This is a genomic window from Aquabacterium sp. CECT 9606, from assembly GCF_918741295.1.
In the GTDB taxonomy this organism is placed as follows: domain Bacteria; phylum Pseudomonadota; class Gammaproteobacteria; order Burkholderiales; family Burkholderiaceae_C; genus Aquabacterium.
Window position 1 is genome coordinate 21,902 of the sequence record NZ_CAKKNB010000008.1, and the last position, 18,850, is coordinate 40,751.

The following is an 18,850-nucleotide window of genomic DNA, read 5'->3' on the forward strand; positions in this document are numbered from 1 at the left end:
CCAGGCAAGGATGCCCTTCACACGGTTCGACCGGTGAGGGCATCCTTTTTCTTTGGCCCTTAGGAGTCCTCATGTCTCTGCCCGCCGTCTTGAAGAGTGTTCCCTTTCCCGTCATCGCCTCACCGATGTTCATCCTCAGCACGCCCGCGTTGGTGATCGAGCAATGCAAGGCTGGTGTCGTCGGCTCCATGCCCGCGCTCAATGCCCGCCCGGCCGCGCAGCTTGAAGAGTGGCTGATCGAGATCACCGAGTCGCTGGCGGCCTACAACGCCGCCAACCCGGACAAGCCTGCCGCGCCATTCGCCATCAACCAGATCGTGCACAAGAGCAACGACCGGCTGGAGCACGACCTGGCCCTGTGCGTGAAGTACAAGGTGCCGATCGTGATCACCTCGCTGGGTGCTCGCACCGACGTGAACGATGCCGTGCACAGCTATGGCGGCATCGTGCTGCACGACATCATCAACAACAAGTTTGCCAAGAAGGCGATCGAGAAGGGCGCCGATGGCTTGATCGCTGTGGCAACCGGTGCGGGTGGCCATGCGGGCACCATCAGCCCCTTCGCGCTGATCGCCGAGATCCGTGAGTGGTTCGACGGCCCGATTGCTTTGTCAGGCGCCATTGCCACCGGCGGCGCCGTGCTCGCGGCCCAGGCCATGGGGGCCGACTTCGCCTACATCGGCTCAGCCTTCATTGCCACTGACGAAGCGCGCGCGGTCGAGGACTACAAGCAGATGGTGGTCGACAGCAGCAGCGACGACATCCTGTATTCCAGCAAGTTCACGGGCGTGCATGGCAACTACCTGAGGCCGTCGATCGTGCGGGCGGGCATGGACCCGGAGACGCTGGGCAATGGCGACCCCAGCCAGATGAACTTCGACAGCAATGCCAGCAGTGGCAAGGTCTGGAAGGACATCTGGGGTTGCGGGCAGGGCATTGGCGCGGTGAAGAAGGTAGTGCCGGTGCGTGAGCTGGTGGCACGGTTGAAGGCGGAGTACGCGGAGGCGCGTCAACGTTTGGGCTGACCGTTTGTTGGCATCGTTGGGTGCCATTAACGGGAGCGCGAGGTGGGGATGAGGCGGTGGCTGGCAGGGCTCCTATGGTGGCGGTCCTCCGCTGCGCGTCGGACTGCTCTGCGGTGCTCGCCCGGGGCTGGGATCGTCCGAAACTCGCCTTCGGCTCAGACAACGGACGATCCTTTTCCGCCCCGGGCTCCGCTCCTCAACGCCCCCGAAGTCGCCCTGCCAGCCACCGCCTCATCCCTGATCACCTCGCTGATGGCGTGGCACGAAAAAAACCGTGCTGCGCCACCAGCGGGGCGGGGAAAAAAGGACTGGGGCGGCCTCCGACGGGGCGCCTGGCTTGGTGCTTGCGATGTTTGCGCCGAGGTGGGCACGCGTAGTGTGCATCGTCAACTGACTGGCCGTGGTTGTTTGAACGAAGCGGCCAACGGCCGCGAAGAGAGTTCCACGGCCCCACCTCGGCGCGAGCATCGCAAGGCAGTCCCGCATCGCGGGACCACCAAGCTGAAGCCCTGCCGGAGGCCGCACCAGTCCCCCCGCCCCGCGCTGATTCAAAAAGCCAAGGCCTGTGAACAGCAGTGGCTCAGAACGCCTAACCCGTCCGCAACCCTAGCTTGAAGGCAATCATGGCCCTCAACTTGGTCGGCACCACCGGCTTGACCAACAGGTGGAAGTTGTACTCGGCCGCATCCGCCTCGTGCCCCGTCATCGTGCTGCCCGTCACCATGATGGCCGGCAGCTCAGGGCCAAAGCGTGCGCGCATGGCTTTGATGGCCTCAATGCCCGTCAACTGCTCAGGCAGGCGGTAGTCCACGATCAGCAGATCGGGTTTGGATTCGGTGCTGCGGGCCCAGGCTTCCACGGCAGCCACGCTGTCAAATGCGCTCACCGTGGCGCCCCAACCTTTGAGCAGCACCTGCAGGCCTTCCAGCACGGCCAACTCGTCTTCCACCACCACGATGTGGCGCCGGTCCAGCGTGACGCCCAGGGCGGGCTTGCTGGGGATGCTGCTGCGCTGCATGCGCGGCGCGCGGCCGATCGGCAGCATCAAGGTGAACACGGTGCCATGGCCCACGCGTGAGCGCAGGGTCAGGGGCGCGTCCATCAAGTCGGCCAGGCGCTTGACGATGGACAGACCCAGGCCCAGGCCCTTGCGGTGGTGCGGCTCCAGTGGGCGGCCGCTGTGGGTTTGGTAGAACTCGTCAAAGATGCGGACTTGCTCTTTCTCGGCGATGCCGATGCCCGAGTCCCAGACCTGCAGGCAAAGTTGCTCGCCACGCACGCGGCAGGTCACCAACACGCCGCCGTCTTCGGTGTAGCGGATGGCGTTGGAGACCAGGTTGCGCAAGATGCGCTCCACCAGCACAGGGTCGGCCAGGGCGTGGTGCTGCTCGCCCCGAAAGCTCAGCATCAGGCCTTTTTCAAAGGCGGTGGGCTCGAAGTGCAGGCGGATGCGGTTGAAGAGCTCCTGCATCGAGAAGTGCTCGGGTTCGATGTCCACCGCGCCCGTGTCGATCTTGGTGATGTCCAGCAGTTCGCTGAACAGGCCTTCCAGGGCATCGACCGAGCTGTTGATGCTGTTGACCAGGTGAACCACCTCTTCGTCCTTGTTACGCTGGCGCAGGGCTTCGGCGAACAAACCCATGGCGTGCAGGGGCTGGCGCAGGTCGTGGCTGGCGGCAGCAAAGAACTGTGTTTTGGCGCGGTTGGCGGTTTCGGCCAGGCGTTGGGCGCTTTCGGCGGCGGCGGTCTCACCGCGCAGCTTCAGGGCCAGGTCTTGCGTCTGCAATTTGTGCTTGACCATCTCGGAGAACACATTGCGGAAGGCCCAGGCCACCGACATGGTGCACACGCCCAGCAAAAACCAGATGCCAGCCATTTTCAGGTCGTGCTGCTGGCCGTGGAAGGCCGAGCGCAGGATCATGGTCCCGAAGTACATGGTCATGCACGTCAGGAACAATTTGGTCTGCATCGCCATGAAGGGCACGGAGCCAATGGCGAATGAATAGATGATCAACATGAGCGCGGTGCGCTCGAACGATCCACCGTAGTCATAAAAGAGCACGGCGGCCACGCACCAGGTGGCGGCGTTGAAGCCGGCGCCCAAGGCCCACAGCAGCAGCCAGCGTTCATGGTCGACCTGGTTGCGCCGCACGGCCCGCTCGAAGCTGTACATGCCCACGATGCGCGCCAGCCAGATCAGCAAGAAGGCGGTGGCCCAGCCCAGCAGGACCTGGTGCGGTGCATGCGGCCAGTAGATGGCCGTGGTGACCGCCATGCCGAGGATGTGCCCGAACAGGCCCGACCCCGTCTGGCTGTAGACCGACCGGACCGTGTCTGGCACCAAGGCGGCCCTGGGCGGCGAGGGGATGTCAGGCGCAGCCGGAGCAGCGCTGGTCACCAGGGCGGGCGGCGCGGTGCTCATGACGACTTACCGGGCGTTGGGGCGCCAGGCCGAGAATCCGCTTTGTTTTTGCAGCATCTGGCTGACGGCGATCACAGCCTGGGTGCGGGAGCTGACGCCCAGTGCGCGCAGCACGGCGGCCACGTGGTCCTTGACCGTTTCCACCGACAAGCCAAGCTCGCGGGCGATCAGTTTGTTGGGCTGGCCCTTGAGTAGCAGCGCCAGCACGTCGGATTGGCGGGGCGTCAGGCCCAGTTGGACCAGAGAGGGCACGCTTTGAAAGCCCGCCTCGACCGCTTCCTGCTGGATGTTCGGCACAGGGGCGGGCGGTTTGCCGGGGTTGAAGTCGGAGCCCATGCTCATGGGCGGCACGTAAACGCCGCCTTTCATCACCTGTTGCAGCGCATCAATGAGGGTTTCGTTGGAGGCACGCTTGGGCACGAACCCCATGGCGCCCATGTCGATGGCCCGGATGACGTCGCTGGTGCGGTCAGAGGCCGAGATCACGACGACGGGCAGGGCGGGGTAGGCGGTGCGCAGTTCGGCCAGCAAATCAAAGCCGTCGTCCTCACCCAGGTGCAAATCGAGCAGCACCAGGTCGAAATTGTGGTCTGCGCGCAGGGCGTCGCGGGCGGTCTGGCCGTTGGAAGCGGTGGACACCGTGACGTTGTCGCCCAGGCCCTGGATGACCGATTGCAGGGCGGCCAGGATCAGCGGGTGGTCGTCAATCAGCAGGACCTTCATGAATAACTCCTTGGATTCATCCTCTATTTCAGGATTTAGCTTTTTGAATTTCCTGAATCATAGGGGCAAGCCGGGCTCAATCATCAGGGCAACCGGTCGATAACACGACAAGGTGTCCTTGGGGTTCGATGGTTTCTTCTGTCAAAGCACGTGAAGGGTCGGCATGGTCTCCCACCATGCTGGATCCACAGGCTCTGCCTGCCGAACCGATTGTCCAATTGGGCATGCCGGACGTGCTGACCTGCGTGCGCGCCACCCTGGTTGAAGAAAACTGGGCCACCGGCAGCACGGCGCTGGTGACCCAGATTTGCCGCTTCCTGGGCGCATCCCGGGTATCCCTGGGCTGGATCACGCGCAATACCTTGAAGGTGGTGGCCCTGTCCGACGGGGTGGTTCTGGAAGAAGGCGTGGCCATTCCAGAACTGCACCAGGCGATGCTGGAGGCGGCGCATCAGCACGCCACGCTCGTCTGGCCACCGGCCCGGGGCATGAATGAACGCATCACCCTGGCCCACCAGGCCTTGTTCAAGACGCAGGGGCTGAGCGGTTTGGTGTCGGTGCCTTTGGCGCGGCATGGCCAGGCGGTGGGGGTGTTGGTGTGCGAGCGTGCCGTTCAGGCCGATCCGCTTCGCCCCAATTCGACCGATGCCTCGTCGACCGGCGTCTTCATGCCCGAGCAAGTGCAGTGGCTGGAATCGTTGGCCGAGGTGGCCGCGCCCATGCTGCTCCTGCGCTACCAGATTGACCGCCCCTGGCTGGACCGGCGCCGTGCCCAGTGGTACGACTTCCGCCAGCGCCTGGCCGATCCGGCCGAGCGCGGTTTGCGGTGGGGCTTGGGCGGTTTGGCCGTGCTGTTGGTGGTGGGCGCTTTGGTGCCCATGCCCCACCAAGTCACGGCCAATGCCCGCCTTGAAGGCGCGGTGCAGCGTGTGATGAGCGCGCCGCAAGACGGCTTCTTGCGCGAAGTGATGGTTCGGCCGGGCGATGTGGTCAAGGCAGGCCAGGTCTTGGCGCAGTTGTCCGACGACGATTTGCAAGGCGCGCGACGGGGCCGCATGGCCGAGGTCGCCCAACACGAAAACGAATTCTCCGAGGCCTTTGCGCGCGGCGATCGGGCCCAGGCCATGACCGCGCAGAACAAATTGGCCGAATCCAAAGCCCAGTTGTCACTGGTGGACCAGCAGTTGTCACGCTTGAAAGTCGTGGCGCCGTTCGATGGGGTCGTGATCCAGGGCGATTTGCGCCAGCAACTGGGCGCGCCCCTTAAGCGTGGCGAAACCCTGCTGACCCTGGCCCCTGGCCTGGATTGGCGGGTGGTGCTGGAGGTGGACGAGTCCGACATCGCCAGCCTGCAGCGGGGCCAAGTGGCCGGTTTGCGCCTGGCCGCCTTGCCCGACCAGGTCATCGGTTTGCTGCTGGAGCGCGTGACGCCAGTGGCCAAGACGACGCCCGGCGGTGTGATGTACGAAATCGAGGCCCGGCCCAATGGCGCGGGTGCTGGTGCCACGGGCCTGCGCCCCGGCTTGCAAGGCGTGGCGCGCATCGAGATGCCGGCGCGGCCTTTGTTGTGGCGCGCGGCGGTGTACAGCTGGCAAAGGTTGCGCATGTTTGTCTGGACCTGGTTGTGAGCCCGGGCCATGCAAGACACCTTACTGTCCCCCTACTGGTACCGCATTTCTGGCTTGCACCCGCGCTTGAGGCAGCACGTGCACGTGCGCATGCAAACCACACGCGGCCAAGCCTGGTACGTGCTGCACAACCAAGCCACGGGTCGCTTCCATCGGGTCAACGCCCAAGCCTATGAGCTGGTGGGGCGCCTGGATGGGCGCTTCACGGTGGACGAAATCTGGCAGGTGCTGCTGACCCGCTTGGGCGATGACGCGCCATCCCAGCATGACGTGATCCGGATCCTGGGTCAGTTGACCGATGCTGGCTTGGTGCAGGCCGAAGTGACGCCGGATGTGCGCCAGATGTTGGCCGCCGACGAACAACGGTCTCAGCGCGAGCAGCGCAGCCGGCTCAATCCCTTGTCGTTCCGCCTGGGCTTGTTCAACCCTTCCTCCGTGCTGGAGCGCATGCAGCCCGCGGTGCGCGTGCTTTTCAGGCCCTGGGTGGCCATGCTGTGGTTGGTGCTGGTGTCGCTGGCGTGCGTGGCCGCGGTGCTCAACCTCAAGGACATCCTGCCTTACGCCCAGGTCAACTTCATGAGCCCGGCTTTCCTGGCCATGGCCTGGGTTATCTATCCGATCCTCAAGGGGCTGCACGAGATGGGCCATGCCATGGCCCTGCGCAGGCATGGGTGCGAGGTGCCCGAGGTTGGCGTGAACTTCTTCCTGTTCGTGCCCATGCCCTATGTGGATGCCAGCGCGTCCAACCGCCTGGTCAACCGCTGGCACCGCGTGCAGATCAGCGCGGCCGGCATCGCGGTGGAGCTGGCCTTGGCATCCATGGCCCTGGGCATCTGGCTGCTGGTGGAAGATGGTTGGGTGCGCCAGGTGGCGTTCACCACGATGACCATTGGCGGCCTGTCCACGCTCATGTTCAATGGCAACCCGTTGATGAAGTTCGACGGCTATTTCGTGGCCTGTGATGCGCTGGACCTGCCCAATCTGAGCAACCGCAGTGCGCGCGCCGTCACGCAGTTGATGCGCGGCTGCGCCATGCGGCTTCTGCGGATGGACGCGCCGGTGGAAACCCAGGTCATCCACGGTGCTGATCGGCTGGAGCGCTGGGCGCTGTGGAGCTATGCGCCACTGTCCTGGCTGTACCGCATCGGCGTGACCGCGCTCATGGTCATGTGGGCCTCAGAAAAATCCTCATGGCTGGGCGTGGGCATCCTGGTTTGGTCGGTGTGGACGCTGGTGCTGGCACCCACGCGCGCCTGGCTGGACCAGCTCATGCAGTCTCCGGGCTTTGACCGGGTGCGTGGGCGGGCCATGGTCGGTGCGGGCTTTGTGCTCTCAGGCTTGCTGGCCGTGGCGGCCTTTGTGCCGATGCCCTCCAGCATGGTGGTGGAGGGCCTGGTGTGGTTGCCGGAGCATGCCCAGGTTCGCGCTGCCAGCGATGGCCAGGTCGATACCGTCTGGGTGCGCAGTGGCCAGCAGGTGAATGCCGGGCAGGCCGTGGTGTCCGTCCACGATCCCGAGCTGCTGACGCGCCAGGCGGTGCTGCAGGCCCAGATCGATTCCCTTGAAAACGAACTGCATGGCACCTACACCACCGACCCTTTGCGCATGAAGAACGCGCAGGAGGCGCTGGTGCGTGACCGTGCGGCCATGGCCCAACTGGACAAGGACCTCTCGCGCCAGGTGCTGCGCGCCGGGGTGAGTGGCGAGTTCGTGATGTCGCGCCAGGAAGACCTGGACCAGCACCAGGTGAGCCGCGGCGAGTTGCTGGCCTATGTGCTGGCCGACGAACCCAGTGTGATCCGCGCGGTGGTGCCTGAGCGCTCCGTGGACGCGGTCCGCCATCGGGTCAAATCCCTGTCGGTGGTGCTGGACGAGCAGCCTGGCAAGGTGTGGCCCGCCAAACTGATCAGTGAAGTGCCGGCGGCCTCGGACAAGCTGCCCAGTGCCGCTTTGGGTGACCGGTCAGGCGGGCGTGTGCCCACCGATGGCACCGACACCGATGGACTGCGCCCCACCGAGCCCCAGTTCGTGATTGACCTGCTTCTGGACGGTCGCATCCCCAGGACTGGCGGCCTGGCCCGGGTGCGCATCGACCTGGCCCCGCAGCCCTTGCTGGCCACCGTCACGCAAAGTGCCCGCCAGCTGTTCCTCAAGCATTTTTCAGACATCAAAGGTTGAGCCGCATGGACACCAATGCCCACGGGCTGCCCATCAATCTCTGGTCGGATCAGGTCTCGCACAAGGGGCTGGTGCCCCGTCCGGGCCCGGTGTTTGGCAACTACCCTTTGCGTGATCTGCCCCTGCGGTCCACCAGCCCCATGATCGCCTGGGCGCAGTCGATGTTGGCCGCGCCGGCCAAGCCGTCGGCCAGGCAGGACAAGACATTGCTGAAGCAGATCCAGCGGTCCGAAAAAATCTGGGCCGGTTTGAGCGCCCGCGAGTTCGAGGAGCGCCTGGCAAACCTGCGCGTTCGCCTGAGCGTGTCCGGCTTCCTGCCCGAACTGGTGGCCGAGGCCTTTGCGGTGATCGGTCTGCAGGTCAAACGCCACATGGGATTTTCGCTGCACGATGTTCAAAAGCAGGCGGCCTGGTGGATGTTGGGCAACCGGCTGGTGGAAATGGCCACCGGCGAGGGCAAGACCCTGACGGTGTTGCTGACGGCCGCCACCGCGGCCATGGCTGGCGTGCCCGTGCACGTGATGACCGCCAACGACTACCTGGCCCGCCGCGATGCCACGCAACTCAAGCCCATCTACGAGGCCCTGGGCCTGAGCGTGGCCTGGGTGATGGCCGCCAGCACGCCACCGGAGCGCCAGAAGGCCTACCAGCAGAACGTGGTGCACGTGACCGCGCGCGAGGTGGCCTTTGACCACTTGCGTGACCGCGCTGCCCGCGCCGCCCTGGACACGGGCTCCATCGTGTTGCGCGGCCTGTGCATGGCCATCGTGGACGAGGCCGATAGCATCCTGATCGACGAAGCCTGCACCCCCTTGATCCTGTCCAAGCAGATCAGCCAGCGCGAGGCCGACCAGCGTTACCGCCTGGCCTTGTTCCTGGCCCGCCAATTGGTGCAGTCCCGCGACTTTGCCTTGCCCGGCCAGGGCGCGGTGCGGTTGACCGAAGACGGCACCAAACTGCTCGCCTCGCTGACCAAAACCCTGGAAGGCCCCTGGAAGCTCAAAAGGTACCGTGAGGAGCAGGTCTGCCTGGGTTTGTCGGCCCTGCATTGCTTTCAGCGCGATGTGGACTACCTGGTGCGTGAAGACGGCATCCACATCGTGGACAGCAACACCGGCCGCCTCGCCGTTGGCCGCGTGTGGTCACGGGGGCTGCACCAGATGATCGCGATCAAGGAAGGCCAGGCGCCCCAGGCCGAAAACGAAACCTTGACCGAAACCACCTACCAATCCTTTTTTCCGCGATACCACGCGCTGGCTGGGCTGAGTGGCACCGTGTTCGAAGGCCGGACCGAGTTGATGAGTGTTTACGGTTTGCCCGTGGTGCGCGTGCCTTTGCGTTTGCCCTCGCGCCGGCAGGTCCGCGCCACGCATGTTCTGGCCACCGCCGATGAAAAGTGGCGCGACGTGGTCCGCCGGGCCCATGCCGAAGCCAAGGCCGGCCGCGCAGTGCTCATCGGCACTGACAAAGTGGCTGATTCGGATGCCTTGTCGCGCGCATTTGTGGCGGCTGGTGTGACGCACCAGTTGCTGAACGCCCGGCAGGACGAGGCCAGCGGCGAGGCCGAACAGGCGGTGATCGCGGCCGCTGGTTTGCCCGGCGCCATCACCGTGGCCACCCACATGGCCGGGCGCGGCACCGACATCCACCTCAGCCCCGAAGTGCTGCAGCGTGGCGGCCTGCACGTCATCAACACCAACCTGAACCCCTCGCGCCGAATCGACCGCCAGCTGTACGGCCGCGCGGCACGCCAAGGCATGCCTGGCAGTTGCGAATGCGTGCTGAGCTGGGAAGATGAGGCCACCCGAGCGGCCACTGCCCCAGGGTGGCACGCGCTGGTCTGGCGTTTGTCCACCCAGGTGCTGCGGTCGCGCATGCTGGGCGTGTGGTTGTGCCGTGGCGCCCAACAGCGCCAGGAAGGCGCCAGCCGCCATCAGCGCTGGTCTTTGCTGGTCAACGAGCGCCTGATTGCGCGCCAGTTGGCCCTGGCCGGACGCCAGGATTGGGACTGAACACCTTTCCTATTCCATGGATCGCATTCACCTTCCGAAAGCCATGATGGCGGTGCTTGAAGAGCGTTAAACGATGCGCTTCTTCCAGTAGTCGCACCCGGTTTTGGTGACTTAGTTGGCATTTCAACGTCCACGCCGGTTTTGGGGCATCAAGTCCTGCACAAAAACGGCCGAAAAGACGACATATGTCAAAAAGTAACCACTATCGGAAGTCCGAAGATTCGTGGTCCAGGAGCATGCATTGAAGATCAAAGCGTTGAGCTTGTTGGCAGCCTCTACCCTCGGGTGGGGTGTCGGCTGCCATGCTGAATCCATGGGCTGCCTGATCGAGCCGGACCGCGTTGCGGATGTGGGCACCCAAGTGGTTGGGGTCCTGGAAGAAATGAAGGTCGAGCGTGGAGACAGCGTCTCCGCTGGCCAGATCCTGGCGCGCCTGACGGCGCAGGTCGAGCGCGCGTCTGTGAACGTGGCCCAAACCAAATCAGCGGCTGATGCCGAGTACAAGCAGGCCGTGGCCTCCAATGTGCTCGCGCAGCGCAAACTGGAGCGCACCCGCGATCTGGTCAAGAAGGATTTTGTGTCGGACCAGGCCTTGGATCAGGCCGATGCCGAGGCCCGGGTGGCCGAGCAGCGTGTCGCGCAGGCCAAGGAAGCCCAGCGTGTGGCATTGCGCGAATACCAACTCTCTGCCGTGCAACTCGGGCAACGCGATGTGCGCAGCCCCTTCGATGGCGTGGTGATCGAGCGGTACCGCACCGAAGGCGAGCGCATCGAGCGCGAACCACTGGTGCGCGTGGCGCGTGTCGATCCCTTGCGTGTCGAGGCCATCGTGCCGGCATCCCAGTTCGGTTCGATCCTGGCCGGGCAGGGTGCTTTGGTCAAAACCGATCTTCCCAACTTCGGGGCCCTGAACGCCAAAGTGGTGTTGGTGGACCGGGTGATTGACCCGGCCTCCAACAGCTTCCGCGTGCGCATGGTGCTGCCCAATCCCAACAACCGCATCCCCGCCGGATTGCGGTGCCGTGTCGATTTTCTGGTGGCACAACCGGCAGCCAAGGACACTGCGCCCGTGCTGCCCACAGCGCCCATGGCGGTGCCATCACCGGTCGGGCAGAAGCCCAAGCTGCCTCCAGGCACCAATCAACTGACCGACCCATTGGACATGTCGGCTTTGAAGAAAAGTGTGACCCGGGCCGGCCAGACCCTGCCAGGCGGGCGCGTCTTTGCGCTGAACCAGCCGCCCGGTAGCCGGGCAGCGGTCAAGAGTTATCTGCTGATGCGCCAAGCTCGTTTGAGCATCAGCACGTCATTGGCGTCCCCTGGCAAAGCCAAGGTGCAACCGATGCCTTCTTTCGTGGTTCCCCGGATGATTGCGATGCGCTGAAGGAATGGCCATGCGGCAGGTCCCACCCCAACGCCGTGGCCGCGGAGTGTCTTTTCAGGTTGAAGAGCTGGAGCCGAGGCTCCTTTTCTCCGCGGATGCAGCGACATTGCTCGGCTTGCCGGTCTCACTGGCGGCGCCTGCAACGGCGAACGACGCCCAAGCCACCGTGTCTGAAGACGCATCGGCGGCCTCCATCCCCGTCATGCAGGCCGTGCTGGCCGCGCCCGCCCAGGATCCTGAGACTTCGGTGCGGCATGAACTGGTGTTTGTGGACGCCAGCGTTCCGGAAGCCGACAAGCTGATCCAGGGCATCCAGGCGAATGCTTCGGCCAGCAAGGTGATCGACGTGATCGTGATCCAGGCCGGCGAGGATGGCCTGGCTGTCATCACCAACGCGCTGCAGCAACGTCACGACCTGGACGCCGTGCACATCATCAGCCATGGCGATGCCTCGGGTTTGACCCTGGGCACCAGCCGCCTGGACGCGGCCAGCTTGAACGCCAACCTGGGGGCCGTGTCGTCATGGGGCCAGTCACTGGCCCAAGAAGCCGACCTGATGCTTTATGGCTGCGACCTGAGCAGCTCGGCTGAAGGGCAGGCCTTGGTGGACAACCTGGCGCTGCTCACGGGCGCCGATGTGGCCTCCAGCATTGACCGAACCGGGGCGGCGGCTTTGGGCGGCAACTGGGTGCTGGAATACCAGCGCGGCCACATTGATGCCAACGTCGTGGTGGACGCGAGCCTGGCCAGTTCGTGGGACCACGTCCTGGCCACCTTGACGTTACAAGAGGGCTCCAACGGCTATGTGGGCACCAGCGACACCTTCCTGGATCAGCTGAGCCCGGGCACCGACAACAGCGCCAGCACCACCCTGAGCTCAGGCCGCTCCACCACCCAGAACGCCTTCCAGACACTGGTGAAGTTCGACGACATCATCGGCGCCGGCACCAACCAGATTCCGCAAGGCTCGGTCATCACCAGCGTCACCCTGACGATGTACATGACCGCGACGCCGACTTTCACCAACCCCACTTTCAGCCTCTACCGGATGCTGGCCTCGTGGACAGACACCTCCACCTACTCCTCCCTGGGCAGCGGTGTGGACGGTGCCGAATACCGACTCACGGCCGATCAGACCATCACCGACTCAGGCGTCAAGTCGTACACCTTTGCCAGCAACAGCGCGATGATTGCCACGGTGCAGGCTTGGGTGAACACCCCGTCCAGCAACCAGGGCTGGTATTTGTTCTGCGATGACAACTCGTCCAAGGCGAGTTTTGCTTCATCGGAGAACGCCACGGCGGCATGGCGGCCCACCTTGAACGTCACCTACACGGCGCCGACGCCCCAATCGATTGACCTGGACGCCAACAACAGCTCAGGCGCCACAGGTACGAGCTACACCGGCGCCTTCACCGAGCAAACGCCCCTCAAGATTGCTGACACCGACGCGACCATCTCGGGCGGATCAACCACCAGCCTGACGAGCATGACGGCGACAATCGCCAACCCGCTGGACGGCGTGCTGGAATCCTTGGCGGCCACGACCACCGGCACCAGCATCTCAGCCGCCTACAACAGCGGCACCGGCGTGCTGACCTTGTCGGGTACCGACACGGTGGCCAACTACCAAACGGTGTTGCGCAGCATCACTTACAGCAACACCTCGGACAACCCAACCACGACCAACCGCACGATCAATGTGGTGGCCACCGACACCAATGGCGCCGTTACCAACACGGCCACCACCACCTTGTCGGTGACACGCGTCAATGACGCGCCGGTCATCGGCAGCAATGGCGGCGGCGCATCTGGGGCGGTCAGCGTGCGCGAAACCTTGACCGCCGTGACCACGGTCACCGCCACCGACGTGGAGGGTGCGTCGTTGACCTACGCCATCTCAGGTGGCGCGGACTCGGGCAAGTTCAGCATCAACGCGACCACTGGTGTGCTGACTTTCAACGCCGCCCCTGATTTCGAAGCACCCACCGACGTGGGCGCCAACAATGTCTACGATGTGATCGTTCAGGTCTCGGATGGCACCTTGACCGACACGCAGGCCCTTGCGGTGACCGTGACCGACGTGGTTTCCACGCTGACGGTGACCACGATCACCGACAACAACGACAGCGGCCTCGGCACCAGCTTCACGGCCGAGCAATTGAACGCCTTGAACGGCGGCACTGACAGCAAGGTGTCTCTGCGCGAAGCCATCATCGCCGCCAACACCCAGGCCGGCCTGGACACCATCAATTTTGCGATCACGGGTGCCACCGGCACCTACGGTGAATACACCATCACGATGGCCTCGGCCTTGCCCACCATCACGGGCGCCGTCTACATCAACGCGGCCAGCCAGACGGGGTACACCAACCGGCCCATCGTGGTGCTGGACGGCAATGGCGGATCGGGCGAGGGGCTGTACTTGTCGAACACCGCCGATGGCAGCACCATCCGGGGCCTGGTCATCCGGGCGTTCAGCGCCAATGGCATCTATGTGCAGGCCGGCTCGGACAACAACACCATCGTGGGCAACTACATCGGTAGCTTCAATGCCGATGGCAGCAACGCGGGCGCGGCCAAGCGCAATGCGTCCGAGGGCATCGAGGCTTACGGCGCCAACCTGACCATCGGCGGTACCACGGTGGCTGATCGCAATGTGATCTCGGGCAATGCTTCGGCCTACAACATCTACCTGGCCACCGGCGCTGATGGGGCTGTCATCAAAGGCAACTACATCGGCTTGAACGCGGCGGGCACGGCCGCCTTCACGACCACAAACGGCGCTTACGGGATCATGATCGAGAACTCAGCCACCAACGTGACCATCGGTGGTACGGCGGCTGGTGCGGGCAATGTGGTCTCGGGCTTCACCAATCGGGGCGTGTGGGTGACCACGACGGGCACGGTGACCCTGCAAGGCAACTACATCGGCACGGACTACACGGGCACGGTCGATCTGGGCAACACGGGCTATGGCCTGTACGTGGACGATGGCGGCAGCGCCATCATCGGTGGCACGGCCGCGGGCGCAGGTAATCTGATTTCAGGCAACGACGGTGGCGGCATCTACGTGGGCAGCACGGGTGGGGCCACGGTGCAAGGCAACACCGTGGGGCTGAATGCGGCCGGCACCGCCGCCTTGGGCAACACGGGCGTGGGCCTGTACCTGAACACCGGCAATGCCTCGACGGTCGGCGGCAACACGGCCGCCGCACGCAACATCATCTCCGGCAACTCCACTTACGGCATCCAGGTGGTGTCCAGCCCCACGGGTGGGCACGTCATCAAGGGCAACTACATTGGCGTGGGGGCGGATGGCACCACCTTGCTTGGCAATGGCTCGGCCGGGGTGTACATCACGGGCGACAACACCATCATCGGCGGCAAGAACAGTGGCGATGGCAACATCATCGCCGGCAATGGCGGTGCGGGCATCGCGGTGGTGGGCGGCATCCGCGATCTGTTCTACCGCAACTCGATCTACAGCAACACCGGCTTGGGAATCGACCTGGGCAACGACGGTGTCACCGCCAACGACTACAACGACGGCGATGGCGGCGCCAACTACTCGAACAACTTCCCGGTGATCACCTCGGTGGTCACCAATGGGACCAGCACCATCATTTCGGGGTCGATTGAATGGGATGCCCAGGCGCAACCCATCTACATCGAGTTCTTCTCCAGCACCAGCAAGGATGCCAGCGGCTTTGGCGAGGGCAAGACCTACCTGGGTTTTGCGCAGGTGACCACCGATGCCACCACTGGTGACGCGAGCTTCTCGCTCACCGTGACGGGGGTGAGCGTGGGTGACTGGATCACGGCCGTGGCCAACGTGGAGGGTGGGCCGATCGGTGCGTCGGAGTTCGCCATGGCAGTTCAGGCGGTGGCACCTGCCAATGCGCCGCGAGGCAAGGTCATCTGGAATGCCAATGACCGCTATTACCAGAGCTATGCCGATTGGGGCCCCTCGGGTTGGAGCGGTGTTGGCACCACAGGCCTTAATCTGACCGATGACATTTCCATGATCGCGGCGGCCGAAGCGCCCACGCGCAACGAGATCATCTTCATCGGTTCCGCCGATGTGTCCGGCAAGATCCTGGCTGCCATCTGGAATGGCAGCACCTGGTCATCGGTGCTGTCCTTGCCGGTGGCCAGTCCAAGTGCCTCCGCCTCGCAGTACGACAGCTTCGCCATCTCTTATGACAATGTCAGCGGCGATGCGATGCTGGTCTGGGACAACGGCAACACAGGCACCACCGGCCTGTCTTATGCAACCTGGAATGGCAGCACCTGGTCATCCATCGGCACGGTCACCGCGCCCGTCAGCGGCGAGCCCCTTCAGATGAAGCTGGTCTCCAGTGCGAACACGCACGAAATGGTGTTGGCGGTGCAGACCTCGGCCGCGTCCAACAACCAGTACGCCATGGTGTGGAACGGCAGCAGCTGGGGCAATGCGCAAACTCTGGGCTCGAACACGGACAGCCAGAAGTTTGAGATCAACGTGGCTTACGAGCAGCTCAGCGGCCGGGTCATGGTGGTGTACGACGCCTCCGCATCAGGTTCTTCCAGCGTTCAGTACCGGCTCTGGAACGGCACCAGTTGGTCGGCCGAATCAACCATCACGGCGCCCGTGGGCGTGACGGTTTCCTCCGACGTGTACTCGACCGTGCTGGCCTCGGACGCCAAGAGCAACCGCATCGCCATCGCCGTTCAAGACGCCGCCGACGAGGTGTGGCTGTCAGTGTGGAATGGCAGTAGCTGGGGTAGCAGTCAGTTGGCCACAGCCACCGGCTCGGACATGACCGACCACCACGCGGGCATGTCGGTGGCCTTTGAAAGCCAGTCTGGCGATTTATTGGCCGCTTATGGCAAGGCCAGCGGGCCCAATGTCTTCTACCGCACCTGGACCAGCGGAGGCGGTTGGTCGTCAGAGCAGACAGGCCCTTCCATGGGCGGGACCGACGCGCCGCAGGTTCTCAAGCTGTTCGCCGATCCGTACACCAACACCATCATGATGGGCGTGCAGGACAATGCCGCCGACCTGAACTTCGTGGCCTGGGATGGCAGCGCCTGGGGGGCGGTTACCCAATTGGACGCGGACACCGGGCAGACTTACCGCGAGAACTTCACCTACGTCTGGTACCAAAGCGCGCCAGCCATCATGAACCTGGCCGGGGACACACTGGCCTACACGGAAGACCAGGCCGCCACGGTGATTGACCAGGGCACGGCGGCCAGTGCGGTGTTGAGCAGCGGCTATGGCTACAACGGCGGCAACCTGACGGTTTCATTCACGGCAGGCAGCACCAGCGCCGAAGACGTGCTGGGCGTGCGCAACCAGGGCGTTGGGGCAGGGCAGATCAGCGTCAGTGGCGCCAACGTCAGCTATGCCGGCACCCTGATCGGAACGCTGTCGGGCGGGGCAGGTGGCACCAACCTGGTGATCACCTTGAATGCCAATGCCACCGACGCCGCCGTGGGTGCCCTGATCAGCAATATCACGTACCAGAACACCAACACCTCGACGCCGTCGACCACCGACCGCACGGTTCGCTATGTCTTGACGAGTTCCACTGGCTTGGCCAGCCTGGACAACAACGTGACGGTCACGGTCGCAGCGGTCAATGACGCGCCGGCCAACACCAAGCCCGGCGCGCAGTCCACCAACGAAGAAGCCCCTTTGGTGTTTTCGTCGGGCAATGGCAACCTGATTTCGATCAGCGATGTGGACGCGGCCGGAGGGACCATGCAGGTAACCCTGAGCGTGCTGCATGGCACCTTGACCTTGTCCGGCCTGACCGGCTTGAGCTTCACCTCGGGCGATGGCACGGGTGACGCCAGCATGGTGTTCACGGGAACGATCGCCAACATCAATGCCGCCTTGGCTGGACTCAGCTACACGCCCGCCGGCAACTATGCGGGCGCGGATACTTTGAGCATCGTCACCTCGGACCAGGGCAACACGGGCAGCGGCGGTCCGCTGACAGATTCGGACACGGTGGCGATCACGGTCAATGCGGTCAACGATGCACCATCGGGGGCCAGCACCACCATCACCACCTTGGAGGACACGGTTTATACCTTCACCGTGGCCGACTTTGGTTTCACCGACGTGAGCGACTCACCCGCCAACACCTTGCTGGGCGTGAAGATCACCACCTTGCCGGGCGCAGGCAGCCTGACCTTGAACGGCGTGGCGGTGACGGCCGGCCAGGTGATCTCGGTGGCCAACATCAACTCGGGCCTGCTCAAGTTCACGCCCACGGCCAACGCCAATGGCACGGGCTATGCCAGCTTCACCTTCCAGGTGCAGGACAACGGTGGCACGGCCAATGGCGGTGTGGACCTGGACACCACACCTCGGACCATGACGGTGGATGTGACGGCTGTGAACGATGCGCCGGCCGGCACCAACAAGACGGTGACCACCAACGAAGACACGGTCTACACCTTCACGGCGGCCGACTTTGGTTTTGCCGACACCGGCGATTCGCCAGCCAACACCTTGCTGGGCGTGAAGATCACGACCCTGCCGGGCGCAGGCAGCCTGACCTTGAACGGCGTGGCGGTGACGGCCGGCCAGGTGATCTCGGTGGCCAACATCAACTCGGGCCTGCTCAAGTTCACGCCCACGGCCAACGCCAATGGCACGGGCTATGCCAGCTTCACCTTCCAGGTGCAAGACAACGGTGGCACGGCCAATGGCGGTGTGGACCTGGATGCATCGCCCAACACGATGACCGTCAACGTCACGGCGGTCAACGATGCGCCTGCGGGCACCAACAAGACGGTGACCACCAACGAAGACACCGCCTACACTTTCACGGCGGCCGACTTTGGTTTTGCCGACACCGGCGATTCGCCGGCCAACACCTTGCTGGGCGTGAAGATCACCACCTTGCCGGGCGCAGGCAGCCTGACCTTGAACGGCGTGGCGGTGACGGCCGGCCAGGTGATCTCGGTGGCCAACATCAACTCTGGTCTGCTCAAGTTCACGCCCACGGCCAACGCCAATGGCACGGGCTATGCCAGCTTCACCTTCCAGGTGCAAGACAACGGTGGCACGGCCAATGGCGGTGTGGACCTGGATGCATCGCCCAACACGATGACCGTCAACGTCACGGCGGTCAACGATGCGCCTGCGGGCACCAACAAGACGGTGACCACCAACGAAGACACCGCCTACACTTTCACGGCGGCCGACTTTGGTTTCACCGACGTGAGCGATTCGCCCGCCAACACCTTGCTGGGTGTGAAGATCACCACCTTGCCGGGCGCAGGCAGCCTGACCTTGAACGGCGTGGCGGTGACGGCCGGCCAGGTGATCTCGGCGGCCAACATCAACTCTGGCCTGCTCAAGTTCACGCCCACGGCCAACGCCAATGGCACGGGCTATGCCAGCTTCACCTTCCAGGTGCAAGACAACGGTGGCACGGCCAATGGCGGTGTGGACCTGGATGCATCGCCCAACACGA

At 64.1% G+C, this 18,850-nt stretch carries 8 protein-coding genes; 6 read left to right on the forward strand and 2 right to left on the reverse strand.

The features are described from left to right. The first annotated feature begins 71 nt into the window (after positions 1-71). Positions 72-1,025, forward strand: a complete 954-nt coding sequence (locus LQ232_RS23185) for a nitronate monooxygenase family protein (RefSeq protein WP_230182776.1) — start codon at positions 72-74, stop codon at positions 1,023-1,025. A 589-nt stretch (positions 1,026-1,614) separates the two neighbouring features. Here LQ232_RS23185 and LQ232_RS23190 read toward each other — a convergent pair. Both LQ232_RS23190 and LQ232_RS23195 read right to left on the reverse strand, forming a co-directional pair. Continuing rightward, a complete protein-coding gene (locus LQ232_RS23190) occupies positions 1,615-3,447 on the reverse strand; it encodes a hybrid sensor histidine kinase/response regulator (protein WP_230182777.1) in 1,833 nt (610 codons plus the stop codon). Between the two features lie 6 nt (positions 3,448-3,453). Next, on the reverse strand, positions 3,454-4,170 hold the full coding sequence (locus tag LQ232_RS23195; protein ID WP_230182778.1) for a response regulator transcription factor: 717 nt from the start codon (positions 4,168-4,170) through the stop codon (positions 3,454-3,456). A gap of 176 nt (positions 4,171-4,346) precedes the next feature. Between LQ232_RS23195 and LQ232_RS23200 the strand changes: the two genes are divergently transcribed. The 5 genes from LQ232_RS23200 to LQ232_RS23220 all read left to right on the forward strand — a co-directional run. Further along, the gene (locus tag LQ232_RS23200) at positions 4,347-5,798 is read left to right on the forward strand and encodes an efflux RND transporter periplasmic adaptor subunit (protein WP_230182779.1); all 1,452 of its coding nucleotides are present in this window, start codon (positions 4,347-4,349) and stop codon (positions 5,796-5,798) included. A 9-nt stretch (positions 5,799-5,807) separates the two neighbouring features. Further along, entirely contained in the window at positions 5,808-7,976 is a 2,169-nt protein-coding gene (locus LQ232_RS23205; protein ID WP_230182780.1) for a PqqD family peptide modification chaperone, read from the forward strand. Between the two features lie 5 nt (positions 7,977-7,981). Continuing rightward, the gene (locus tag LQ232_RS23210; protein WP_230182781.1) at positions 7,982-9,988 is read left to right on the forward strand and encodes a DEAD/DEAH box helicase; all 2,007 of its coding nucleotides are present in this window, start codon (positions 7,982-7,984) and stop codon (positions 9,986-9,988) included. A gap of 241 nt (positions 9,989-10,229) precedes the next feature. Further along, positions 10,230-11,372: an efflux RND transporter periplasmic adaptor subunit gene (locus LQ232_RS23215; protein ID WP_230182782.1), complete on the forward strand. Its 1,143-nt coding sequence runs from the start codon at positions 10,230-10,232 to the stop codon at positions 11,370-11,372. 10 nt (positions 11,373-11,382) lie between these two features. Next, positions 11,383-18,850, forward strand: a 7,468-nt coding sequence (locus LQ232_RS23220; protein ID WP_230182783.1) for a DUF4347 domain-containing protein, incomplete at its 3' end; no start/stop codon positions are given.

Excerpts from the sequence above, each read along its gene's own strand:
- LQ232_RS23185 (WP_230182776.1), top strand. The coding sequence starts at position 72 with ATGTCTCTGCCCGCCGTCTTGAAGAGTGTTCCCTTTCCCGTCATCGCC.
- LQ232_RS23190 (WP_230182777.1), bottom strand. The coding sequence starts at position 3,447 with ATGAGCACCGCGCCGCCCGCCCTGGTGACCAGCGCTGCTCCGGCTGCG.
- LQ232_RS23195 (WP_230182778.1), bottom strand. The coding sequence starts at position 4,170 with ATGAAGGTCCTGCTGATTGACGACCACCCGCTGATCCTGGCCGCCCTG.
- LQ232_RS23200 (WP_230182779.1), top strand. The coding sequence starts at position 4,347 with ATGCTGGATCCACAGGCTCTGCCTGCCGAACCGATTGTCCAATTGGGC.
- LQ232_RS23205 (WP_230182780.1), top strand. The coding sequence starts at position 5,808 with ATGCAAGACACCTTACTGTCCCCCTACTGGTACCGCATTTCTGGCTTG.
- LQ232_RS23210 (WP_230182781.1), top strand. The coding sequence starts at position 7,982 with ATGGACACCAATGCCCACGGGCTGCCCATCAATCTCTGGTCGGATCAG.